At 39.1% G+C, this 25,145-nt stretch carries 22 protein-coding genes and 1 tRNA gene; 17 read left to right on the top strand and 6 right to left on the bottom strand.

What is annotated here, in order from left to right:
* Positions 1 to 96 precede the first annotated feature (96 nt).
* Positions 97 to 169: transfer RNA gene (locus B3E00_RS01355), tRNA-Thr, on the bottom strand.
* A 271-nt stretch (positions 170 to 440) separates the two neighbouring features.
* Here B3E00_RS01355 and clpB point away from each other — a divergent pair.
* On the top strand, positions 441 to 3,038 hold the full coding sequence (clpB, locus tag B3E00_RS01350; RefSeq protein WP_293936413.1) for an ATP-dependent chaperone ClpB: 2,598 nt from the start codon (positions 441 to 443) through the stop codon (positions 3,036 to 3,038).
* 60 nt (positions 3,039 to 3,098) lie between these two features.
* Here clpB and B3E00_RS01345 read toward each other — a convergent pair whose 3' ends face one another.
* Positions 3,099 to 3,593, bottom strand: coding sequence for a peroxiredoxin family protein (locus tag B3E00_RS01345; protein ID WP_293884608.1), 495 nt, complete (start codon positions 3,591 to 3,593; stop codon positions 3,099 to 3,101).
* A 158-nt stretch (positions 3,594 to 3,751) separates the two neighbouring features.
* Here B3E00_RS01345 and purN point away from each other — a divergent pair, with 158 nt between their 5' ends.
* Positions 3,752 to 4,324 (top strand): phosphoribosylglycinamide formyltransferase, encoded by a 573-nt coding sequence (gene purN / locus B3E00_RS01340; RefSeq protein WP_209579242.1) that lies wholly within the window; start codon positions 3,752 to 3,754, stop codon positions 4,322 to 4,324.
* Positions 4,325 to 4,569: 245 nt separating this feature from the next.
* Here the strand turns inward: purN and B3E00_RS01335 are convergent, their stop codons facing one another.
* Positions 4,570 to 5,802 (bottom strand): MFS transporter, encoded by a 1,233-nt coding sequence (locus tag B3E00_RS01335; protein ID WP_293884607.1) that lies wholly within the window; start codon positions 5,800 to 5,802, stop codon positions 4,570 to 4,572.
* A gap of 92 nt (positions 5,803 to 5,894) precedes the next feature.
* On the opposite strand from B3E00_RS01335, the gene B3E00_RS01330 reads away from it, so the two are divergent.
* The 9 genes from B3E00_RS01330 (at position 5,895) to B3E00_RS01290 (ending at position 15,363) form a co-directional block, all read left to right on the top strand.
* Positions 5,895 to 6,392 (top strand): DUF4442 domain-containing protein, encoded by a 498-nt coding sequence (locus tag B3E00_RS01330; RefSeq protein ID WP_293886450.1) that lies wholly within the window; start codon positions 5,895 to 5,897, stop codon positions 6,390 to 6,392.
* A 39-nt stretch (positions 6,393 to 6,431) separates the two neighbouring features.
* A complete protein-coding gene (locus tag B3E00_RS01325; RefSeq protein ID WP_293884605.1) occupies positions 6,432 to 6,854 on the top strand; it encodes a transposase in 423 nt (140 codons plus the stop codon).
* 95 nt (positions 6,855 to 6,949) lie between these two features.
* A complete protein-coding gene (locus B3E00_RS01320; RefSeq protein ID WP_293886449.1) occupies positions 6,950 to 7,597 on the top strand; it encodes an SCO family protein in 648 nt (215 codons plus the stop codon).
* 1 nt (position 7,598) lies between these two features.
* Entirely contained in the window at positions 7,599 to 8,018 is a 420-nt protein-coding gene (locus tag B3E00_RS01315) for a c-type cytochrome (protein WP_293884603.1), read from the top strand.
* Between the two features lie 284 nt (positions 8,019 to 8,302).
* Positions 8,303 to 8,890, top strand: coding sequence for a TetR/AcrR family transcriptional regulator (locus tag B3E00_RS01310; protein ID WP_209579236.1), 588 nt, complete (start codon positions 8,303 to 8,305; stop codon positions 8,888 to 8,890).
* An 8-nt stretch (positions 8,891 to 8,898) separates the two neighbouring features.
* Positions 8,899 to 10,224: a TolC family protein gene (locus B3E00_RS01305; RefSeq protein ID WP_209579235.1), complete on the top strand. Its 1,326-nt coding sequence runs from the start codon at positions 8,899 to 8,901 to the stop codon at positions 10,222 to 10,224.
* A gap of 28 nt (positions 10,225 to 10,252) precedes the next feature.
* Complete coding sequence (locus B3E00_RS01300) at positions 10,253 to 11,410, top strand: efflux RND transporter periplasmic adaptor subunit (protein ID WP_293884602.1); 1,158 nt, start codon at positions 10,253 to 10,255, stop codon at positions 11,408 to 11,410.
* A 37-nt stretch (positions 11,411 to 11,447) separates the two neighbouring features.
* The gene (locus tag B3E00_RS01295; RefSeq protein ID WP_209579233.1) at positions 11,448 to 14,618 is read left to right on the top strand and encodes an efflux RND transporter permease subunit; all 3,171 of its coding nucleotides are present in this window, start codon (positions 11,448 to 11,450) and stop codon (positions 14,616 to 14,618) included.
* Between the two features lie 133 nt (positions 14,619 to 14,751).
* A complete protein-coding gene (locus B3E00_RS01290) occupies positions 14,752 to 15,363 on the top strand; it encodes an HAD family hydrolase (protein ID WP_293884601.1) in 612 nt (203 codons plus the stop codon).
* 71 nt (positions 15,364 to 15,434) lie between these two features.
* Here B3E00_RS01290 and B3E00_RS01285 read toward each other — a convergent pair whose 3' ends face one another.
* A complete protein-coding gene (locus tag B3E00_RS01285; protein WP_293936411.1) occupies positions 15,435 to 16,757 on the bottom strand; it encodes a hypothetical protein in 1,323 nt (440 codons plus the stop codon).
* A gap of 14 nt (positions 16,758 to 16,771) precedes the next feature.
* Positions 16,772 to 17,377 carry an RNA polymerase sigma factor gene (locus B3E00_RS01280; protein WP_209579230.1) on the bottom strand — a complete coding sequence of 202 codons (606 nt, stop codon included), beginning with the start codon at positions 17,375 to 17,377 and terminating at the stop codon, positions 16,772 to 16,774.
* Between the two features lie 321 nt (positions 17,378 to 17,698).
* Here B3E00_RS01280 and lysS point away from each other — a divergent pair, with 321 nt between their 5' ends.
* The 6 genes from lysS (at position 17,699) to coaA (ending at position 24,150) form a co-directional block, all read left to right on the top strand.
* Positions 17,699 to 19,417, top strand: a complete 1,719-nt coding sequence (lysS, locus tag B3E00_RS01275) for a lysine--tRNA ligase (protein WP_293936409.1) — start codon at positions 17,699 to 17,701, stop codon at positions 19,415 to 19,417.
* Positions 19,418 to 19,875: 458 nt separating this feature from the next.
* A complete protein-coding gene (locus tag B3E00_RS01270; RefSeq protein WP_293884598.1) occupies positions 19,876 to 20,931 on the top strand; it encodes a patatin-like phospholipase family protein in 1,056 nt (351 codons plus the stop codon).
* Between the two features lie 31 nt (positions 20,932 to 20,962).
* Entirely contained in the window at positions 20,963 to 22,195 is a 1,233-nt protein-coding gene (locus tag B3E00_RS01265; protein WP_293936407.1) for a nucleoside recognition domain-containing protein, read from the top strand.
* A gap of 70 nt (positions 22,196 to 22,265) precedes the next feature.
* Complete coding sequence (locus tag B3E00_RS01260; protein WP_209579226.1) at positions 22,266 to 22,646, top strand: methylglyoxal synthase; 381 nt, start codon at positions 22,266 to 22,268, stop codon at positions 22,644 to 22,646.
* An 11-nt stretch (positions 22,647 to 22,657) separates the two neighbouring features.
* Positions 22,658 to 23,059 (top strand): OsmC family protein, encoded by a 402-nt coding sequence (locus B3E00_RS01255; RefSeq protein WP_293936404.1) that lies wholly within the window; start codon positions 22,658 to 22,660, stop codon positions 23,057 to 23,059.
* Between the two features lie 131 nt (positions 23,060 to 23,190).
* On the top strand, positions 23,191 to 24,150 hold the full coding sequence (coaA, locus tag B3E00_RS01250; protein WP_209579224.1) for a type I pantothenate kinase: 960 nt from the start codon (positions 23,191 to 23,193) through the stop codon (positions 24,148 to 24,150).
* Here the strand turns inward: coaA and B3E00_RS01245 are convergent.
* A complete protein-coding gene (locus B3E00_RS01245; RefSeq protein ID WP_293936401.1) occupies positions 24,147 to 24,995 on the bottom strand; it encodes a mechanosensitive ion channel family protein in 849 nt (282 codons plus the stop codon). The genes coaA and B3E00_RS01245 overlap by 4 nt on opposite strands.
* Positions 24,996 to 25,145: the final 150 nt, after the last annotated feature.

Genomic DNA, 25,145 nt, shown 5'->3' with positions numbered 1-25,145 from the left:
ATCGAACCAATGACCTACTGATTACAAGTCAGTTGCTCTACCAGCTGAGCTAAAGAGGCTTTTTAAAGAAGTTTAAATGCTTGTGGCATAACAAAGAGCCTCTTATCGGGATCGAACCAATGACCTACTGATTACAAGTCAGTTGCTCTACCAGCTGAGCTAAAGAGGCGTTACTTCTTTTCAATCTTAATCACGGCTCACCGTTTTTAAGATGTTGCAAATATCGAAACCTTACAGCAAAATTGCAAGTCAAAAACAAGAATTTTCTACAGCAATAAGGCAAATATTTAAAAATCAAGCGCATTATTTTCAAGGACTGCAAATTTGTCATGATTCAATAATTAATATTGCCATTTTTTCCGAAATCCAGCTAAAAACCCAAATGGCACTTCAATTGTTATAATCCAACATATCAACAAAACTTTAATTAAGACAATAAAATGAATTTTAACAATTATACAATTAAAGCGCAAGAGGCCATACAAAAGGCGTCCGAAATTGCTGCTGGCCATCAGCAACAGGCGATTGAGACAGCTCATATTTTAAAAGCTTTACTCTCCGTCGATGAAAATGTTGTCAGCCACTTATTGAAAAAATTAAATGTTAACATCAGCTATCTCGGAACTGAACTTGATAAACAAGTGGAGGGTTTTCCTAAGGTTAGCGGTAGTAATATTTATTTAAGTAGTGATGCAAATAATGCGCTGCAAAAAGCACAAGGTTATTTAAAGGAATTTAATGATGAATTTGTATCTGTTGAACATCTATTGCTAGGTATCTTGGCAAGTTCCAGTAAGACGTCGACATTATTAAAATCACAGGGAGTGACGGAGAAAGATCTAAAGACGGCTATCAAAGAGTTGCGTGGAAATAGTCGAGTAACCGATCAGAATGCTGAGGCGACATACAATGCTCTCGGAAAATATGCACGAAATTTAAATGAATATGCGGAGTCGGGAAAGCTGGACCCAGTTATCGGTCGTGATGAGGAAATCAGACGGGTGATGCAGATCCTCTCCCGTCGCACCAAAAACAACCCAATACTTGTCGGTGAACCTGGGGTCGGTAAAACGGCTATCGCAGAAGGTATCGCTTACAGAATTATCAAAGGCGATGCACCCGAAAATTTAAAATCTAAAACTGTTTTTTCGTTGGATATGGGTGCTTTGGTTGCCGGTGCCAAATACAAAGGAGAATTTGAAGAACGTTTAAAAGCGGTTGTAAAAGAAGTTACAGATTCCAATGGAGACATTATCCTATTTATCGATGAGATCCATACCTTGGTAGGCGCAGGAGGCGGTGAAGGTGCGATGGATGCGGCCAATATCCTTAAACCAGCATTGGCAAGAGGTGAATTACGTGCTATTGGTGCTACAACGCTAAATGAATACCAAAAATACTTTGAGAAAGATAAAGCATTGGAGCGTAGATTCCAAAAAGTTATGGTGGAAGAGCCTGACACGCAAGATGCAATTTCGATCCTCAGGGGTTTAAAAGAACGATACGAAACACACCATAAAGTGCGCATCCTGGATGAATCAATTATCGCAGCGGTGGAATTATCACAGCGCTATATTGCCGATCGGTTTTTGCCGGATAAAGCAATTGACTTAATTGATGAAGCTGCATCTAAACTAAGGCTTGAAATGGACTCCGTACCGGAAGCAGTAGACGAGCTTGAACGCCGAATCATGCAGTTGGAAATTGAACGGGAAGCTTTGAAGCGTGAAAATGACGACAAAAAAGTTGCAGAGCTTTCGGAAAGTATCGCCAATCTATCTGCAGAGCGAGATACCTTAAGAGCTTCGTGGCAAGAAGAAAAAAGCCTTGTTGACAATGTCAACCAAGAGATCGAGAACATTGAGAATTATAAGCTAGAAGCTGAACAGGCAGAACGCTCTGGTGACTATGGGAAGGTGGCCGAACTTCGCTATGGACGGATCAAAGAAGCACAAGAAAAAGTGGACAGATTAAAGGCTGAACTTGCGGAAAAACAGGAAAGCAAGCGCATGCTTAAAGAAGAAGTTACCGCGGAGGATATCGCAGATGTGGTCGCCAAATGGACTGGAATACCGGTTAGTAAGATGATTCAGTCGGAGCGTGAGAAGTTACTAAATCTTGAAGAAGAACTTCATAAACGTGTTGCAGGTCAAGATGAGGCTATTGAAGCTATTTCCGATGCGATTCGCAGGTCACGCGCGGGTCTCAATGATGCAAAACGACCAATAGGATCTTTTATATTTCTTGGTACTACTGGAGTCGGAAAGACCGAGCTTGCCAAAGCGCTTGCCGAATTTCTATTTGACGATGAGCAATCAATGGTTCGTATTGATATGTCGGAATATCAAGAAAGGCATGCCGTGTCACGTTTAATCGGTGCGCCTCCGGGATATGTAGGCTATGATGAAGGCGGACAATTGACGGAGGCCGTGCGAAGAAGGCCCTACTCTGTGGTATTACTAGATGAAATTGAAAAGGCACATCCGGATGTATTTAATATCCTACTGCAGGTATTGGATGACGGGCACCTGACAGACAATAAGGGTCGTACGGTAAACTTTAAAAATACGATTATCATCATGACTTCAAATACAGGTTCGACCATTATACAAGAAAATTTCAGTCACTTGACCGATGATAATAGGGAGGAGATTATTGCTAAAACACGAACTGAGGTATTTGATCTTTTGAAACAATCGATTCGCCCCGAGTTTTTGAACCGAATTGATGAGGTGATCATGTTTACACCGTTAAGCCGCACCGAAATTGCAGACATTGTCCGTTTACAATTTGCCCATGTGCAAAGACAGCTGGCCGAACAAAATATATTTATCACAGCTTCTGATGAAGCTATGGATTGGTTAGCGCAACTCGGCTATGATCCTATTTATGGGGCAAGACCGTTAAAACGTGTCATTCAAAAAAGGATTCTAAACGAACTGTCAAAGGAGATTTTATCCGGAAAAGTAAATCGCGATTCAATCATTCGCTTGGATGTATTCGATGGTAAATTTGTCTTTATAAACAAAAATGAATAATAAAAGAGAACGTCCGNNGTCCGATACATGTATCGGACGTTCTCTTTTATTATTTGCGATTTAAATTTTCGCACCTAACACCTTTAGCAGTTTATTTACGTCTTCTTCGCCATCTAAATGCTGTATGAGTGCCTTCGTCTTCGCATCATAAATATACAATGAAGGGTAGTTGGTAGGCTTAAACTTTTCGATAAACTGCGTACCGTTATCAAATAAGAATTTAACATTTGCGGCATTTTTCAATGCCTTTGCGTACATGTTAATGAAGCCATCGACATATTGTTTATCATTCATCGAGATAAAGTAAAATGATGTATTCTTTAATTTCGTCAAGTTCGTCGCAATACCAGCACCCATTTTCTGACAGTGTCCACAACCAGGGTCATAGAAATTCAAAACAATAAATCCAGATTTCGGGAGTTTACCAGAATCATATTTGCCGGTCTGATAGACCTCGTCGAATGTAAACGGCGGAAGTGTTTTAGGAGCCTGCGCAAAGACTGGTTGAAACAAAAAATAAATACTGACAAAAATTAGGGAATAGAGGAATTTCATGTTAAAAAATTTTAAACCAATAGTAACCGTTCAATTAATTTCGATTAATAATACTTAAAAATATGGTTTATTCGACTATTGTTTTAGTTTTTTTACAAAAATTCCGTAAGTTTGGGCTAATTTTTAAATCGATCAAATCTAATTAATACTCATCAATCGTGAAAAAAAGAATTGCTATTTTTGCTTCAGGTTCAGGCTCCAATGCGCAAAAAATAATGGAACATTTCAAGTATTCGGACGAAGCTGAGGTCGCCTTGATTTTATCCAATAACCCAGATGCTTACGTTATTCAACGAGCTGACAATTTCGAAATACCTGCACATATTTTTGATCGTGAGGAATTTTACAACACCGACAATGTTGTCAATATTCTTAAAAACTTAAATATTGATCTGATCGTTTTGGCTGGTTTTTTATGGCTTGTACCCAATAATCTTCTGAAAGCTTTTCCGAATCAAATCATTAATATTCATCCTGCTCTGCTTCCAAAATACGGTGGTAAAGGAATGTATGGCGACCATGTTCATCGGGCTGTTCTAGCAAATAAAGAAGAAGAGCACGGGATTACGATTCACTTCGCGAATGAGCATTTCGATGAAGGAGAAATCATCTATCAAGCACGGTTCAAAGTGGATCCAAATGATACCCTCGACACAATAAAATTCAAAGGGCAGCAACTGGAACATCAACACTTCCCCAAAGTCATTGAGAATCTGATCAAAAAAATGTAAAAACTACGCCATTGTTTAGAATTGTTTTAAACAAATCGTAACTTCGTGACATGAACGAAATTATTGAAACTGTGATAGAGATGGATGAGTCAGACAACAAAGGTGGTTTGTTCCAGTTTAGAAATACTGCAATGAACCCATTTTCTGATTTTTCCTGTGCTTGCTTTAAAAAGTGCTGCAAGAAATACAAAGAAGGTAAACGTTGTAAGAAATGTCCCGGCCGTAAAAAATAGTGTATCGGGCCATTATTTCTCCTGATAATCTAAATCTTTATCAAAACTTTCTTCTAACTGGGTTAGCGAATAAATTGCTATTCCCGAAAGAAGTAAAACCATTGTAATCGCTGCTGGTGCAATTCCAAATGCGTTTACCAAATATCCATAGAGTACAGTAGAGGGAATGAGTGCACCTCGGACAAAATTTGGTGCCGTTGTTGCAACAGTAGCCCGTAGATTTGTGCCAAATTGTTCCGCTGAGATCGTTACAAACGTAGCCCAATACCCCACTCCTAATCCCATGATAAAGGCAAGAGTTAAGAACTTCGTAGCCGTGATACCGTCACTCAGCAAATACACAAGTGAACTTCCGATGATAACTAACTGACAAATAAAGACCACTTTTTTACGGGATTTTAAAACTTGTGCAAATACTCCGGCCAGTACGTCACCGATAGAAATACCAATATAGGTAAACATCACCCCCTGGCCGGCACTTAGTGTATCGATAGCCCCTAAAGCAGCCCCTATTTCAGGAGCTTGTGTAACCAAAACACCTACAACAAACCAAATAGGAAGACCGATGCATAGGCAATTGATATATCTTTTTAAACGGCTTCTGTCGGTAAAAAGCATCCGGATATCTCCTTTTGTGGTATCCGATTCATTTTGCTCTTTAAACAAGCCCGACTCAAAAGATCCAATACGCAAAAGTAATAACAGCAGGCCCATTCCCCCACCGACAAAGTAAGCTGTCCGCCAATCGAACTCTTCCGAAACAAAATAGGCTAACACCGCTCCTATAACACCCACAGCAGCAACCAACATAGTGCCATAACCACGTTTTGATTTATGCATGCTTTCGGAAACCAGCGTAATTCCGGCACCTAATTCCCCAGCCAAACCAATACCCGCTATAAAACGAATAATACCATAGATCAGTACATCCTGTACGAAGCCATTTGCAATATTTGCTAAGGAATACAAAAGAATCGATCCGAATAGTACTTTTAAACGCCCAAATTTATCGCCGACAATCCCCCAGATAATTCCCCCCAATAACAACCCTCCCATTTGCATGTTTAATACAAATTCACCTTGAACACGCATATCCGCTGCTGGAACACCAATATCAGTAAAGGACTGAATACGGACAATGGAGAAAATTACTAAATCATAAATATCGACGAAGTAGCCCAATGAAGCGATCATAATGAGTAACCATACTTTTCTGTCGGCTTGTTTTCCTTTTATTTCGGACATTTTAGGTTTCTTTAAGTTGTAAAAATACCATAGTGAAGCTATAAAACCAAGATTTCGCACAATAATCCGACACATTGTTCTATTTTTGTATCATGAGATATAGTCCACTTGCCTTAACATGGCTATTACGCATTTACCCCCCTTTTCTATTTCAGGGAATCTGGGTTAAAAAAATTAGCCCTGGCTTTCAGGGTGCCAAAGTAAAAATATATAAGACACCATTTAATATCAATACCAATAAAACATTATTTGGAGGGACGATATTTTCTGCAGCCGACCCGATCTTCCCTATCCTAATTGATCAATATCTACAAAAAATCGGCTTTAAGAAAACTGTAGCTTGGTTAAAATCATCACAAATTGTTTTCAAAAAACCAGGTAAAACTAGTGTAGAGTATAGTGTTGAGCTTTCCGATGAAATTCTCGAAGAATGTGCACATATCATCCGAACAAAAGGGCGGGTAGTAAAAGACTTTTCATTGGAAATTAAAGACAAATCGGGCGACCTGTGCGCTACTGTATGTTGCGAAACCTATATTCGTGACTTGAATTTTACATTCCCGTCGAGAAATCGAAATGTTGAGCCGTAAGAAATTAATATATTTGTCAAATTACCAAAAGATAATAACATGAATAAAATCGCGTTTGTAGCTATCGCATCCTTAGCAATAGCAGCATGTGGAACTCCGGGGAATGGTGCAACGACCGTAAAAGCCTTACAGGATTCAACAATTAAAATACATGATGAGATCATGCCTCAAATTGCTCATTTCGACCGCGATGCTGTCAAGATAGATTCCATTTTGGACAATTTAAAAAATATGAAAACAGCTAAGGCTGATTTAGATACTAGTTCAACGAGAAAAGAGCTTAGTATATTGAAAGCTAATTTAGAGAGTGCTACAGAACATATGATGGACTGGATGAAAGGATATAATCCTGATTCCACGGATGTTAAATATTTTGAAACTGAACTTCAAAAGGTAAGTGACATGAAAAAGATATTTGATAATGTTTCGAAAGAAAGCCGCGAAAAATTAAAGAGTTTTTAAACGAATTCATTCCATTTGACTAAGCCCGACATTTTAAAACGTTCACATTAACGTCTGATCAAAAAAAGGGTCAGGCTTAAAAAAATAGCAGACTCATGAGATCCATAACTAAATTTTACTCCGCAGCTTGCCTTTTACTCGGTTTATTTTCCTGCAAAAACAATAACCAGACCACCTTACCCATCTATGGCGAAAGGGAAGCTATAGAAAAAACAGTTGACGGAAAAAAAATTGTAGATACACTTTATCATACTATTCCGACCTTTAATCTGCTTAATCAGGACAGTGTAATGATCTCGGATAAGGATTTTGAAGGAAAGGTATATATTGCCAATTTTTTCTTTACCCATTGTCCAAGTATCTGTCCGACGATGAATCGCAACCTGTTAAAAATATATCAACAATATAAGGATAATGAGGAAGTTCGCTTTTTATCGCACAGTATTGACTTTAAATACGATCAACCTTATGTGTTGAAAGATTACGCAACGAAATTGGGCGTAACCAATAATCACTGGCAATTTGTTTCAGGAACTAAAGCCGAGATATATGGTCTAGCCAATCAATACCTAGTCTATACGGCCGAAGATAAGAACGCACCTGGAGGTTATGATCATCAGGGATATCTGGTTTTAATAGATAAAGACAAAAAAATTCGAGGAGCCTATGACGGCACCAACGACGAGCAAGTGAAAAAACTAATGAATGACTTACCGCTACTATTGAGCGAGGGTAAAAAGTGACATGCGTATCTTCTTAACAACCGTCGGAACAATTGGTGTTATCTTATCAATATTGATAGGCTGTCAGCATGAAGTTGATATCAAAACTGCACAATATGCGGTCAATGGTCAAAAAGTATATCGGACACATTGCCAAAATTGTCACGGGGATAAGGGTGAAGGATTGGGCAATCTCTATCCTCCATTAACTGACACTACATTTCTTCAAAAAAATAGCGATCAACTGGCCTGTATCATCAAGTACGGAATATCAGGGGAACTCGAAGTTGCAGGTAAGAAGTTTAACAATACGATGCCTGCCTCAAATCTTTCTTCAATAGATATTGCTTATGTGTTGACCTACATTAATACTAAAATCAACAAAGGGAAACAGATTTATTCCCTAGAAAAGGTCGAAAAGAACTTAAAAAAATGCAATTAGAAGAAGCGGCTGTTAGATGAAACACGCCGCTTCTTCTCTTTTCTACGGCATCCCCAATCCAGCTAGTGCCTATAACACTAGGCTTATATTAACCATTAATTTGCTGTTGTTGGACACAGCCCATCAAGCTACCCTAAAAAAATAAAAAACAATTTTATTTGTTTTCTCTTATTGTATTATTGATCCAATATTTCAAGATTTTTGATTTATTGATTTATAACAATATTCTGACATTTTGGAATCAAATTAATCGCTAATTTTGCAACCGAATGAACGTTCGATTGATGAATTATAATGAAAAAATTGCGGCTGTACTTGCGAGCACGCTAAAGCTGATACAGACCAACGGCTTCCATGGAACGCCGATGAGCAAAATCGCACAAGACTCTGATGTAGCTATAGGAACTATCTACCATTATTTCCCTTCAAAAGATGATCTGATTTTTGCGCTGTTCAAACACTGTAGAACATTATTAAATGATTATATTTTTGATGGTATAAAAGATGATTTCGAGTATAAAGATTCATTTTTTCATATTTGGCGCAACTTTGTCAAGTTCTATCTTGAAAATGGACATATCTTCAGTTTTTTTGAGCAATTTTTCTCGTCCCCTTACTACGAAAAAAATAAAGCGGAGATACAAGAGCCTTTGGGCGGGCAAAATAAAGTTGTCGATTTTCTGCAAGAGGGTATCGATCGGAAAATTTTAAAGCAAGTAGATGTCCATCTGTTAGTGGCCAGCTATATCGGAGTGGCATTATCGACAGTTCATAGTATCAAATTTAAAGATGTCAGTTTTTCCGAACAAAATGTAGAGGTACTCGTTGGGATTATTTGGGACGGAGCTATTAATAAAGAAAATAATAATTAATTACATATATGAAGTTTAATAAAATCGTTTATTCTTTAGCGACCCTTTCGCTTCTGAGTAATACAGGATTTGCACAACAGCAATCTGAAAGCTTGCCGCCAAATGCGACACTTCAGCAGCTGATAGATTATGCTTTACGGAATAAAATTTCGATTAAGCAAGCCGAGCTTGATGAATCCATCGGGGAAAGAGATATTGATATTTCACTTTCTGGCTGGTATCCACAGCTGGGTTTAACCGGCAATTTCAATCACAACGTCAAATTGCCAACGATGTTCTTCAATGGTGCTAATATCCCTATGGGAACTAAAAATAGTAGTGCATTAACGTTGCAGGCTGACCAACAAATTCTAAACCCGGCGTTAATGCAAGCCAAAAAAGGGGCTGACCTGCTTCGGTTAAGTAACAGACAAAATACCGAAAGTCAGAAAATCGACGCCGTTGTCGATGTCAGCAAAGCTTATTACGACATCTTGACTTCCGAGGAACAAATCAAAATTGTTCAGGAAAACATCGCCCGTCTTCAAAAGCAATACAATGATTCACATGTACGTTATGAAGTTGGTGTGGTGGATAAGACCGATTACAAGCGTGCACAGATCGCCTTGGCAAATGCCAGAGCTGACGAAAAGCGTACCGTAGAGATGCGCAAATATAAATATGACTATCTAAAACAGCTTTTGGCATTAGATAAAAGTCAAAACTTGACCTTATCTTTCAATAACGCTGATATGGAAAGTCAAATTTTATTGGATACAACCTCCGGATTGAATGTGACCAATCGCATTGAATTTCAACAATTACAGACTTCCAAAAAGATTCAAGAGTTAAACACGCAGTATTACAAGTGGACCTATCTGCCAAACATCAGTGCATTCTATAATTACGCATTTAACTACAGAAACAATAGTTTTGGAAAATTGTACAATGATAATATTCCAAGTTCAATCGCAGGTTTAAATCTATCACTCCCTATTTTTCAAGGGTTTAAGCGTAAAAATCAAATCAATAAATCCAGACTTCAGGAAGAGCGCATCGATTGGGATATTAAGAACTTAGAAACTTCGGTCAATACGCAATATTCCATGGCACGTGCCACTTATAATGCCAATCTAAGCGACTGGAAAACGGCCCAGGAAAACGTTACACTCTCCAAAGAAGTTTATGAGACAATCAAACTACAATATGACGAGGGGATCAAAACATATCTGGATTTGATGACTGCTGAGACAGATTTAAAAACAACACAACTGAATTATTTGAACGCGCTCTATGCCTTGTTGGCGAGTAAGCTTGATGTACAAAAAGCTATCGGATCAATTCAAACAAATTAATCAATTAAAAAGGAAACTAATACAAATCATGAATAAAAGACAATTATTATTCGCTTTCTTTCTAGGGACAGCTTTAGTATGGACCTCTTGTGGAAATAAAGATGCTAAAAAGCAAGGACCGCCACAGGCGCAAGCCGAGAAAGTCGTTCCAGTTACTTTCGGTGTAGCATCGCATGAGATTGTAACAGGTACAATAAGCTATCCTGCGACAGTTAAACCGCTGAATGAAGCAGATCTATTTGCAGAAGTAAGCGGTTATATCACCAAAATATATGTTTCAGACGGCGCAGCAGTCACTAAAGGACAGGCCCTTTATGAAATTGATGGCACACGCTATAATGCTGCGGTTCAGCAGGCCAAAGCTAGCCTCCAAGTAGCACAGACAGAGTTGGACCGCCAAAAAAGAGATCTAGGGAGATATCAAACATTGGCAGATAAGGATGCGATAGCAAAACAGACTTTTGATAATGCTCAATCAAGCGTTGCTGCTGCTCAAGCACAGGTGGAGTCTGCTCGCGCAGCTCTAGTAACAGCAAATACCAATTTATCGCGATCGACTATTCGGGCTCCCTTTAGTGGAACTGTAGGAATATCACAGGTACGGTTGGGGGCTTTAGTGAGTCCTGGTACTACCCTATTGAACACCTTATCTTCTACCAGCCCAATTGCTATAGAATTTCAGGTAAACGAAAAGGATATTAACAAATTTACCCAATTACAAAGTAGCCGTTCCTCTTCAGATCTTTCTCTTCTGCTACCAAATGGAAGCACTTATGAGGGCAAAGGAACGATCACAACAATTGACCGTGCAGTCGATCCTGCAACTGGAACAATCAAAGTACGTGCGACATTTCCGAACAATGCCAACGAACTGCGTGCAGGTATGAATATCACCATGAATGTATCAACAACCTCTTCCAAAGAAGAAATTGTTGTGCCCTACAAAGCTGTGTTTGAGCAGTTAGGTGTTTTCAATATATATACCGTCAACGACAGCAGTAAAGCGGAGATACATCAAGTAAAACTGGGTATCAAAGCTGGCGACAAAATCGTGATCAAAGAAGGTGTCAAAGACGGCGAGAAAATTATCGTCGATGGCACTATGAATGTCCAAAATGGAGTTAAAGTAGTGGATGCTGCCGTGGCAGCTCAACAGGCTGCGAAAGGAGCTCCTCAGGGAAAATAACACCACTAATTTTTAAAGAGAATCTAAAAAATATAGAATGATTTCAGAAGTATTTATTAAGAGGCCAGTTACCGCAATCGTTATTTCGATTTTGATTTCAATCATCGGGATTATTGCAGTATCTACGTTGCCAATTAGCCAGTATCCTTCTATTGCACCTCCAACTGTAACTGTTACAGCAAATTACACTGGAGCGGATGCACAGACGGTTGAACAAACCGTGACAACTCTTATTGAGAGTCAGATCAATGGTACACCTGGCATGATTTATATGTCGTCTAATAGCACATCCAATGGCCAAGCAACAATTACGGTGACATTTGAAGTAGGTACCGATATTGATATTGCTACCCTAGATGTACAAAACCGTGTGGGAATTGCTGAGCCAGCCCTTCCTGAAGCTGTTAGACGTCTCGGGATTACGACGCGTAAAGCCAATAACGATATCCTCATGTTGGTTGCGCTAACTTCTCCAAAAGGAACGAGAAGCGAAAATTTCTTAGCTAATTACAACAACTTATATGTAAAAGACGCACTCTTACGTGTAAAAGGTGTCGGTGACGTAACCGCCTTTGGCCAGCCATTCTCCATGCGGGTATGGCTCGATGCGAACAAATTAGCCAACTTGAGTATGACTCCTGCCGATATATCGACTGCAATTGCGGAACAAAATTCCCGTATACCTGGCGGTAGTGTTGGCGGACGTCCGCAAGAGTCCTCAACAGTATTTGAGTATCCGATTATTACCGATAGTGACCTTTCCAATCCAGAGGATTTTGAAAACATCATTGTGAAAACCAATAAGGATGGATCTATTGTACTTTTAAAAGATGTTGCGCGTGTAGAATTGGGTCAGTTCAATTATGGTACATCATCTACCGTAAACGGTATGACCTCCTCTGCCATGATGATCAACCAGACGCCTGGTGGTAATGCAGTAGAGTCGGCTGAAGGTATTGTTAATGCTTTGGAAAAATTGAAGAAATCTTTTCCAACCGATGTCGATTATACGATCAGTTATGAAACTGTATCTGTTGTAAATGCCTCAATTTCTTCAGTTATACACACGCTAGTTGAAGCGTTAATCCTAGTTACGGTTGTGGTGTTTTTCTTTCTTCAAAGTTGGAGGGCAACATTAATTCCTGTACTGGCGATTCCAGTGTCCATCATTGGTACCTTCATCTTCTTCCTCATGTTTGGTTTTTCAATCAACAACCTGACAATGCTTGCTTTTGTATTAGCCATCGGTATTGTGGTGGATGATGCCATTGTTGTTGTGGAAGCAGTACAGCATTACATCGACCACTATAAGCTGGATGCAAAAGAAGCGACACGGCGCGCTATGGGCGATATTACCGCTCCGGTTATTGCAATTGCATTGATTTTGGCAGCCGTATTTGTCCCAGTAGGTTTTATACCAGGCATGGTCGGTAAGTTGTACCAACAATTTGCCATCACGATTGCCGTATCCGTCATGTTATCTGCATTTATAGCGCTTTCTTTGACCCCAGCATTATGTTCAATTTTATTAAAGCCCACAGCAGTACATGAGGGCGCAAGAGGATTGAACAAATTTTTCTACAAATTTAATGTATGGTTTGAAAAAGTAACCATTAAATACTCAAATGGTGTAAAACAGGCAATCAAAAAAGCACCCCTGGTGTTAATTATTCTCTTGTGTATTTTTATTGGAACAGGCTGGATGTTTACAACCAAACCCACTGGATTTATTCCTTCTGAAGATGGTGGTGCATTTTTTGCAGGTATTACGTTGCCAGAAGGTTCGTCCTCTGCGCGTACAAATGAAGTGCTAAAAGAAATTGAAGCTGATCTGCATAAGACTTTCCCCGAAATCAAATATGTTACTGCAATCTCCGGTATCAATATCTTGAACCGTGCGTTTAAATCCAATGGAGCGACAGTATTCGTTTCGCTGAAACCTTGGGAAACGCGTACACGCACTGCAAACGATATTGCAGGCATGATTATGGGCAAGTATGCAGGCTATACGAAGGCCAGAGTATTGGCGGTAACGCCACCGGCAATTCCAGGTTTAGGTACATCTGGAGGTTTCTCTATGCAGGTACAGGATTTACAAACTGTCAACATCAAAGACTTTGAAGCAACAGTCGGTAAATTCTTAATGGCCGCCAACCAACGCCCGGAAATTGGAATGGCTTACACATTGTTTAACACCAATTCGCCAAACTACAAATTGGAGGTAAACCGTGAACAGGCAAAACGTATGGGTGTGCCGATCTCAAGTATCTATTCAACAATATCATCCTATTTAGGTAGTAGCTATGTCAATGACTTCACAAAGTATGGCCGTAGTTATCGCGTAGTTACCCAAGCCGATATACCATACCGCATGAATATTGAAGATATCAACAAGTTGTATGTCAACAATATCTCTGGAAACCCTGTACCTATGGGTACCCTGGTTACCTATGAATTGACGACAATGCCTTCAATCATCAATCACTACAATATCTTTAGAAGTATTGAGGTCAACGGTAGTTCCGCCCCGGGTTATTCGTCAGGGGATGCTCTGAAAGCTTTACAGGAAGTAGCTGCACAAACTTTGCCAGAAGGTTTTGACTATCAGTTCTCCGGTCTATCGCTACAAGAAATGCAATCGGGATCCAAGACCATTCAAATTTTTGCACTGTGTATTCTATTTGTGTTCCTACTTTTAGCGGCATTGTACGAAAGCTGGTCTGTACCATTCTCTATTTTATTATCTGTGCCTTTGGGAGTATTTGGAGCAATCCTAACATTGACGCTGATTCCAACCTTGGATAATAATATCTATGCACAAATCGGTTTGGTAACAATTATTGGTCTAGCAGCCAAAAATGCGATCCTGATTGTAGAGTTTGCCAAGGAAAGGGTGGATATTGGAATGAACCTATATGAGGCAACATTAGATGCAGTAAAATTGCGTTTGCGTCCAATTATCATGACATCTTTTGCATTTATTTTGGGGATTATACCCTTGATGCTATCGCATGGTGCTGGTGCTATATCTCGGCAAACAATTGGTTGGACCGTATTTGGCGGTATGACTGCCGCTACGCTCCTTGCGATATTTATCGTTCCGGTCCTGTTCGTTGTGATTACACGTATGGCCTATGGTAAGAAAAAACTAGCGGAATTGGAGGCTAATTTCGATGCGGAAAAAGCTAAAAATTTAAGTGCGCACTAGTTATATTTTGCCCCCGGCGTTAAAATCAATGCCGAGCTAAACGCAAAGAAGCCTTTCCTAAAATTCAGGAAAGGCTTCTTTTTTGCTTGTCCAATTATATTTCTTTATTTTTACCATTCACTATTAAAAATATATGTCACCTGAATCACAACGTAAATTTGAATTACTAAACCTTCTCGCCGAGTCCTACGATGCGCTATTGTTTGATGTCGATGGTACTTTGGCAGATAATATGCACGCGCATAAACAAGCATACAAAGCTGCGGCAGAACACTATGGAATTGAATTGGATGTTAATTTGATCGACGAAACTGCTGGATGGCCAACTGTGGCTGTTGCAGAAGAAATCAGCAAACGCTATGAAGTGGATTTCGATTATCAAGAATTTTCCACGCTTAAATCTACTATATTTCGCGATGAGTATGTATTTAAAACCCAACCAGTAGATTATGTTGTTGAACATCTAAAATATCAAAAAGGCAAAAAACATATTGCAGCTGTATCTGGAGGAACGAGATCGACTTTATCGATGACATTGAATACCATTGGTGTATGGGATGATTTGGAAACATTAGTGTGTGCTGGCGATACTCCCGAAGGGAAACCCTCTCCGCAGCCTTTTCTTTTGGCAGCCTCACAATTAAATATTGATCCAAAAAAATGCTTGGTCTACGAAGATGGTATTCCGGGTGTTGAGGGTGCTAAAGCCGCAGGAATGGGTTGGGTTCGCGTAGATGAAATTTAATACTATTGAATGCGATAAAAAAAGCCGCAATAAATTAAACACTTATTGCGGCTTTTGATTACCAAGTGGGGTTAAAAACTTGTAATTATTTTCACTCCCCCATTACTGTAGTTCAAATCGGAGGATTTTAGTCCTCCAATCGGGGCTTTATAATAAGGCTCTACAGAAATCGATAGTTTACCAATTTTCTGTTTCCTGCCAACTGAAAAATTAACAAAGCCATTTACACCTTTGTCATCCACATTTTTATCTGTAGATTTTTGTTTATATTCCGTATTATTAGTCTCATAAATCATTGCGCGTTCCTGATCCAATACACCTACATAAGACACGCCCACAGACGTGTAAAAGTTCTTCGTAATAGCATACCTCACATCCACAGGAATGTCCACTGTTAAGATTTTACCAGAAACTCGCTCATTGCTCTTCGCATCTTTTGCATCCGCGGTCCGCGTAATAAATGAATTACTGATAGTTGATTGTGAAATATAATTTGGAGCATCTAAACTAAATGAGTTTGAAGCCATAGCTGGAGTAATAGGTGTATTCCCAGAAACAGCACCATAATGTTGAATAGAGGCTCCGGATCGGAGACTTATTTTGCTCGAAATATTGTAAGCCAGTGCAACGCCACCGCCAAGTGTTATACTCTCCGAAGTTGAAGCTGGAGAAACAAAAGCCCCCATCTCCCACTTTTTCTCCCGACTGGTTTCATTCTGCATAATGCTGGTTCTCGTATTCCCTTGTTGCATAGCGTAGAGCTGTGAAAGCTTTGCCGCATCACGCTGTGTCAAATTACCAGAAGAAACTGCAACCGAATTAGATTGAGCTGCAGCACCTTCCACTTCATCTTCGCCCCAATGAATATTCGCTGAGAACTTATTATTCTTCAATGGGATCGATTGTAGGCTGGCAATCTCCTTCGAAAAAGTTAAATCAGTCGCTCGCATTACCCGTCCAGCATTTAATACCACACGGTTATTGTCGCTATGTTGAACTGAATGGTTTGTCACTCCTGAGTAGGTAAACAGTCTCGTTTGGAATGATTTCTCGCTAACTAAATCTTCATCATGGATAATATCCGATAGCGAGCGTTTAATGGACTCTTTCAAATCCTTATTATTTCCGATCACATCCTCACTTGTCTGCTTCTTGATTGTGACCACAGACGATACATCCTTAGGCGTATCGTTATTTAAGCCCCAGTAGCCAACACCAGCAAACACGAGTAAGGCAGCTGCTGCGCTCCAATACCTCCAATTCGAGGAACTACGTGGTACTGCGTCATACGTCGAGGCAAATTTTTCCCATGAACCTTCTTTATAAGGAAGTTCATGGTCTTTTAATTGTCCAATGATCTCTTCTATCAATTCCTTTTTCTTATTGTCTTTCATCGTAACAACAATATTTATCTTATTTCTTGAACTACGCCTGTATAATCCAAGTATAATTTCCTAAGTTTTTGCTTCGCTCGCGTCAAATAAGTACGTGACGTACTATCAGGTATATTGAGCATCTGGGCAATTTCATCGTGCGAATAACCCTCAATTTCATAGAGATTAAAAATAGTTTTTTGGATTTCAGGAAGCTGATCCAAAAGCCGCATAATCTCATTGACCTCCAAACGACTGTCCAGCTGAACCGATGGAGTGTGCATATCACCTTCTCCGAGATCTTCAACCGAATAAAGTTGCTTCTTACTCCGTAAAAAATCAATGGAAATATTCGCCGCTATTCGACCTATCCACGCTCGAAAAGATTTTTCCAGATTCTCATCGTCAATATTCCGATTAAAAGACGCTAATTTTCGAAACACCCTAACAAAACTTTCATTCACAAGCTCTTCAGCATCCACATCCTGTTTTACATAACGGATAATAATTGCCATGAGATATCCATAATATTTCTTATAAACGAAGGCCTTTCCGTCCTCACGATCTAGCAAGCAACGTGCTAAGGCATCATCTAAAGACGATAACTTCTTGTTATAAAAATATGATCGAATTATACCCACTTAAACTATTTAATTATCAAGTTTCAAACTTAGACAAATTGCCTTTGATATGCAATGAATTACATTATCTATGCAACAATTCATCAAATTTCCTCCGGTAACCAAAATCTTTTTTTGAGGAAATAACCGAATTAAAATCATAAAACTTAAAACTAAATAGCCAATTGTCCCCTTGTAATATCACTATTTAACTATTTTTTACTCTTTAACGATACGCTAAGCATTTTCGCTACAGCGATTTCATAAAAAAATCAATAAAAAGAATTGAAAAAAATGGCTATTTTTGCTTGATTTTCACATTTTAAATATTATTCATACCGAATGAGTACTGTATTATCCGAACAGGAACAACTTAGAAGACAAGCGATGCAATCGTTGTTGGATATGGGAATTGACCCATTTCCAGCGAATGAATTTGTCGTTAATGCACATGCTGCTGATATTTTAGAAAATTACGATAGAGATAAATTGAATTATAAGAGCATTACCCTAGCTGGCCGGATTATGAGCCGTCGTGTCATGGGAAGTGCTTCATTTTTTGAAATTCAAGATTCTACTGGCCGTATTCAAGCTTATATTAAGCGGGATGACATTTGCCCGGACGAGAATAAGGATCTATACAACGTAGTTTTTAAAAAACTGTTGGATATTGGTGATATCGTCGGAATCAAAGGCTATGTCTTCACAACGCAAACTGAAGCGATTGCAGTGCACGTAGAACAACTTACTGTTTTATCTAAATCGCTACGTCCGCTACCAGTTGTCAAATCTGCTGAAGGAAAGACTTTCGATGCCTTTACAGATCCTGAACAACGCTATAGAATGCGCTATGTTGATTTGATTGTCAATCCAGGTAATAAAGATATATTTATCAAACGTACCAAACTTTTCAATGCAATGCGTCAGTTCTTTAACGATGCAGGTTACATGGAAGTAGAAACACCAGTTTTACAGTCTATTCCTGGTGGAGCAGCAGCACGTCCATTTATTACCCATCACAATGCGTTGGACATTCCATTATATCTTCGCATTGCTAACGAGTTGTATCTAAAAAGATTGATCGTAGGAGGATTTGACGGCGTGTATGAATTTTCTAAAAACTTCCGCAACGAAGGAATGGACCGTACACATAATCCCGAATTCACAGCGATGGAGATTTATGTAGCGTATAAAGACTACAATTGGATGATGGATTTTACCGAACGTCTTTTGGAACACTGTGCGTCAGCCGTAAATGGAACAACTGAGGTTACGTTCGGCTCACATAAAATTGACTTTAAAGCCCCATATAAACGTATCTCGATGACAGATTCTATCAAAGAATTTACTGGATTCGATATCACTGGAAAATCTGAAGATGAAATTCGGATCGCTGCCAAAGGAATGGGTATTGATGTGAATGAAACAATGGGAAAAGGTAAATTAATAGACGAAATTTTTGGTGCGAAGTGTGAAGGCAACTACATCCAACCTACTTTCATCACGGATTATCCTAAAGAAATGTCTCCTTTAACCAAAAAACATCGAGATAATCCCGATTTAACAGAACGTTTTGAACTTATGGTATGCGGAAAAGAGATTGCCAATGCTTATTCGGAATTAAATGATCCGATTGATCAACGTGAACGTTTTGAAGATCAATTGCGGCTTTCCGAAAAGGGGGATGACGAGGCCATGTTTATTGACCAAGACTTCTTACGTTCACTCGAATATGGTATGCCGCCTACTTCTGGACTTGGTATTGGAATGGATCGTTTGATTATGTTCCTGACCGACAATGCCTCCATTCAAGAAGTTCTTTTCTTTCCGCAAATGCGGCCAGAAAAAGTTGCTCGAGTAGCAGAAACACAAGATTACGAGCAGCAAGGAATTCCTGCGGTATGGGTACCAGCACTGCAAAAAATGGGTTTTACAACGATTGAAGCTTTAAAAGAAGCAAATCCAAATAAGGTCTTTAATGACCTTGGTGGTATGCGTAAAAAGCTTAAACTAGATATCAATATGCCGACAAAAGACGAGGTATTTGCTTGGTTCAATTGAATTGATCCAATCTAAACAAAAAAGCTGTCTCAATGAATTTTGAGACAGCTTTTTTTATTTTGTAAAAACGGATAAAGAATTACCCCCTGTGATCGTGAACCGCAAAATCTTTAATTGATATAGCACCCGTTTTTATTAATGACACAATGCTACCAACACGCTACCAGCTCTGCCAATAGCAGGGTAATTACAGGGGGTTAACAGGGGTATAACAGAGGGTTAACAGGGGTAAATCTCTGTGATCCCCCTGCTATACCCCTACAAAAATAGTGTCGACTCCCTCTTAAAGTAAGAGTTGGTATTGAGACATCAATAAGATGAGTTGAGCGGATATGGCCAAAAACAGAGATAAAGCTTTTGAAAACAGTGGCTATGACCTGATTACTGCCAAGAAAATAGCTCGGCCAATTGTCTACATTTATTATATTTACATAGCATAAACTAAATCAGCTTTTAGTATGAAGAATATTCTCGCGCTTGACGGTGGTGGTATACGAGGCATCATTCCCGCAATGGTACTTGTAGCTCTAGAAGAGAAACTACAAAAGCAGACGATGGATACAAATGCACGTATCGCCTCGTATTTTGACTTCATAGCAGGTACAAGTAGCGGTGGAATTCTGACCAGTATTCTTCTCTATCCGGAAGAAGGAAATCCCGCCCAACCAAAATTCTCTGCGCGAGACGCGTTAAATTTATTTGTCAATCATGGTACCGAAATTTTCAATGCTTCCAAATGGCGGCATTTTTTAGGCGGTTTTGGATTGGTCAGTGAACTATATTCACCCATTCCTTTATCAAACGTACTGGAAAAATATTTTCAAAATGCGAGATTGAGCCATTTAATCAAGCCTTGTATTATCACAGCATATAATATCGAATTACGAAAAAATCATTTTTTCAGACAACAGAAAGCAATTACACATGGTGAAGCGAGAGATTTCTACCTCAAGGATGTCTGTAGAGCGACTTCTGCTGCACCCACATTTTTCCCTGTCGCTGAGATCTACTCCCTTTCAAAAACCAGATACCCCTTGATTGACGGTGGCGTCTTTGCCCAAAATCCTTCCATATGCGCTTTACTCGAAGTCCTAAAGGCATTTAATAGCACGCAGATAAATGATATGTTTATGGTATCTCTGGGAACAGGTGTCTCAAAAACCGCCTATAACTATGAGCATTTTAAGAAAAATCTTGCCATTCAAATCGGTCCAGCATTAGTGGATATTATGACAAGTGCGTCATCTGAAAGCACTGAATTTTTTATAAGGCAATTATTTCGAAGTAACGGCAAGCAGCAAAATTATCTTCGCATAGAACCTGCTAATCTTTCTAGCATCGATGCATCACTGGATGCGGCCTCGACTAATAATATACAGAAATTGATCTCCTTATCGGATAAAATAATTAGTGAAAATGAAGATACGCTAGATTATATTGTTGCTCATTTAATTAAAGAAAAGAATCAAAATGAGAAGAAAAATCCATGGAGCAGGTTGATGAATAAATTCTAAAAGATTACTTTTACGCATATTTTAAATCGATATGGCATTAAACTACGTTTGGGTTGCATTTTTTTTAATCACATTTGCCGTAGCCCTTGTAAAACTCATCTTTTTTGGGGATACTGAAATTTTCCAGCAAATTGTAAACTCAATCTTTGATAGTGCGAAAACAGGTGCCGAAATTTCCTTGGGACTGATCGGCATGATGAGTTTTGCCCTTGGCATCATGAAAATTGGTGAAAAAGGTGGAATGATTAATATCTTCGCGAAAATCGTAGGCCCTTTTTTTCATAAATTATTTCCTGAAATACCAAAAAATCACCCTGCGCTTGGTTCTATTCTTATGAATTTCTCGGCCAATGCGCTTGGTTTAGATAATGCTGCAACGCCTTTGGGACTTAAAGCGATGAAAGAACTACAGGAATTAAATCCAAACAAAGAAACTGCATCCAATGCCCAAATCATGTTTATTGTGCTCAATGCATCAAGTTTGACACTCTTGCCGATTTCTATCATGGCGTATCGAAAAGAAGCGGGAGCACCAGATCCTTCAGATGTATTCTTACCGATTTTAATAGCGACATTCTTCTCCACTCTGGTTGCATTGACACTTGTGGCTATTTATCAAAAAATCAATCTGTTGAATCGCGTAGTTTTGGGCTATTTGGGTGCGATGTGCCTGTTTATCGGAGGCCTGCTTTATTACTTTTCTGGACTACAACAATCGGAGATCGAAATATTCAGCAAAGTATTTGGAAATGTTATCTTATTTAGCTTATTTACTTCTTTTATAGGGTTAGCTCTTTTCCGTAAGGTAAATGTCTATGACTCTTTTATTGAAGGAGCCAAAGAAGGCTTTGAGGTTTCCGTGAAAATAATACCTTATTTGGTTGCCATGCTTGTTGGAATTGCCGTCTTTAGAGCGTCTGGGACGATGGATTATATGGTAGCGGGAATTGCTAAAGGCATTGCCTTATGCGGTTTGGATACGTCCTTTGTGGAAGCCTTACCTGTTGCTTTTATGAAACCTTTGAGTGGCTCTGGCGCACGTGGACTGATGGTTGATTTGATGAATGCAAAAGGTCCAATGGATTTCGCGGCTCGGGTTGCGTGTGTTATTCAAGGATCAACGGAGACTACTTTTTATGTCCTTGCAGTATATTTTGGAGCGGTAGGAATTAAACGCACTAGACATGCGCTTCCATGCGCTCTACTAGCTGAATTAGCCGGAGTGATCGCTGCAATCATTATATCCTATATATTTTTTAAATAGCTAGCAAAATAGGATCAGAACGGTTCTTTTCCATATATAAGCCAATCGCTCAACACATAATTACATACTGATGAAGAAAACAATTGCATTGATAGCCCATGACGGCAAGAAACCAGAAATGGTTGCATTTGTCAAAGATCACCAAGATTTATTAGAACGCGCCGATATCATCGCCACAGGAACTACGGGTTCATATGTCAGACAAACTGGCCTCCCTGTAGAATTGAAACTAAGTGGCCCAATGGGTGGCGATGCACAGATTGCGGCATTAGCGGCTGAAGGAAAAGTTGATGGAATCATTTTCTTTCGCGATCCACTAGGAAAACACGCACATGAGCCGGATATTCAGATGCTTATGCGTGTATGTGATCTTTATAATGTGCCATTGGCAACAAATCCGGCAACAGGAAGCCTGATTATTGAAGGCCTATTGGAAGATGTTGAAGCTTAATTTCAAATTGTATGGATAATGAAGTAATCGTTTCAATAGGGAAAATTCCCTATACAACTACAGTATACTATGGAAAGCATCAGCTAACAGTGGATGAACCAAAAGATTTAGGTGGTGAAGATGAGGGCATCAATCCCATTCCCTTACTACTATCCTCCTTAGGGAGCTGCAAGGCTATTACCGTAAAAATGTATGCTGACAGGAAGGACTGGCCGCTAGAAGAAGTATTGGTTCGTCTAACTCATGAAGTACAAATGAGTGAGCAACAACAAACGACCTATATTCAATGCTATATTAGTTTTAAAGGAGATTTAGACGAAGTCCAAAAGCAGCGGCTATTTAAAATTGCTGAGAAGTGCCCCGTCCATAAAATATTATCAAATCCTATTATAATAACGTCAAATCATTTATAGCGTTTCTTGGGATAACGAATAACAGTATTTATATTTGCCCGCGCAAAAACGACCTTTAAAATCGTTAAAATCGAATAGGAAAGGTTACTTATGCTGAAATAAAGATATTTGTATTAAAAATAAAGCAAACGATGCAATTGGATCCACAAATAGCAATAGACTCGCCTTTTCGATCGATCAAACGTGAAGACTGGAAAAATTTAAACGGGAAAGTCTTGCACAACTTCAGTGTCGAAGACTTGGAAACCCTCCATGCACTGAATGAACCCCTGACAAATCAGGAGATAGAAGAAGTCTATGTCCCTTTGAGTCATTTCCTTGAAATTCATATTGATCGTTTCCAAAGTCTTCATCAGCGAACAAATCGTTTCTTCGGCAAGGAAGAAAGCAAACTTCCGTACATCATTGGTATTGCCGGATCTGTTGCCGTGGGGAAAAGTACTACAGCAAGGGTTTTGCAGCGCGTACTCAGTCTGCTTCCTTCAAAGCCAAAGGTAGACCTGGTGACCACAGACGGCTTTCTTTATCCAAATAAGCAACTCATTGAACTCGGGATTCTAAACCGGAAAGGTTTTCCGGAAAGTTATGATGCCAAAAGATTGATCCATTTCCTTTCTGCCGTGAAGTCCGGTTCTCCAAGGATAGCAGTCCCTGTCTACAGTCACCTGATCTATGATGTGTTACCAGACGAAGAGCAACAAATCATCGAACAGCCCGATATCTTAATTGTAGAAGGGATTAATGTGTTACAAGTCAATTCGCAGCGGCCGAGAAAAGGCCATAGCGTCTTCGTTTCCGATTTCTTCGATTACTCGATTTACGTGCACGCCAGTGAAAAAAACTTGATAGAATGGTACACCAATCGATTTGAATCGCTTCGTGAAACTGCGTTCCAAAATCCAGCGTCATTTTTCCACAAGTATGCAAATATGACCACTGAAGAAAGCCAGTCTATGGCCGTAAGTATCTGGAATGAAATCAATAAGCCTAACTTAATTAAGAATATTCTGCCAACAAGATATCGCGCAGATCTGATTCTGGAAAAAGGGGGCCATCACTTCGTTAAAAATATCAAAGTCAGAAAAATTTAACCTTTGCCGCGCTGAAATTGCAAAATTTCATTCAAAATTCTGCTCTGCACCTGCTGATGTATCTTGTTGCTGGAAGAAATTGCACTAACTTCAACTTTGTACTTGATGTAATCTTTAGTGAGATCGGCAACCTTAATAATAAAACCTTGGGAGTGGTCCAAATTCGGATTCTGCTGAAATAATGGCGTTAAATAGCCTTCCAATTCTTCTACAGCAACAGCAATATCGATCGGTAATTCAAACTTAACAACAATTTTATTTGATTTTTGAGATGTTTTATTGACCAGCGTTGCAGTAAAAACTAAATTATTTGGAATCATTACTGCGTCGTCATCTTCATCTCGTACAACCAGATTGGCCAATGTGATATCGACAATCTTTCCTTGGTACTCACCAATTTTTATCCGGTCTCCCACCGAAAATTGATCGGAAAACATGATGATCAAACCAGAAATCATATTGGTGATATACTCTCTAAATATAACAGCGATCGCCATAGCAACGATTGTCATGCTGGTAATAAAATCTTTGGGATTTATACCAACGGCAATCATTAGGCTGACGATAATGAAAAACACATTACCAACAGTAGCGACGCGTGTAATTCCAAGTACAAAATTACCACGGACAATCTGTTGTTCATTTCTACTGTTGTATAATTTTACAAGTATAAAATGCCCAATTGAGATCAAAACACTTGCGGTTAAAAATGTATTTAATCCGTATGCGATATTTCGAATAATCTCCCGTTGCTTATAGAAGTTTTCAAATTGAACAAATGATGCCGTCAATGCAACTAGCAGTATCGTCCGTATAAAAAAAGAAATTGAAATTGACTTGCTCATTTTTACCCTAAATTTAAAACGGTTTTAATCTTTCAAAATTTGACGTTTGAACACCTTCCACACAAGATTATCTTTGTAAAAAGGGAATAAAACCGGCCTGCTAAGCTAAACAATTTTACTTTACGCAAAAAGCATTATCAGGAAATACCT

Origin of the sequence: Sphingobacterium sp. UBA5996 (genome assembly GCF_002429765.1) — a bacterium.
In the GTDB taxonomy this organism is placed as follows: Bacteria; Bacteroidota; Bacteroidia; order Sphingobacteriales; family Sphingobacteriaceae; genus Sphingobacterium.
This window is presented reverse-complemented; position numbering and strand designations above follow the sequence as displayed.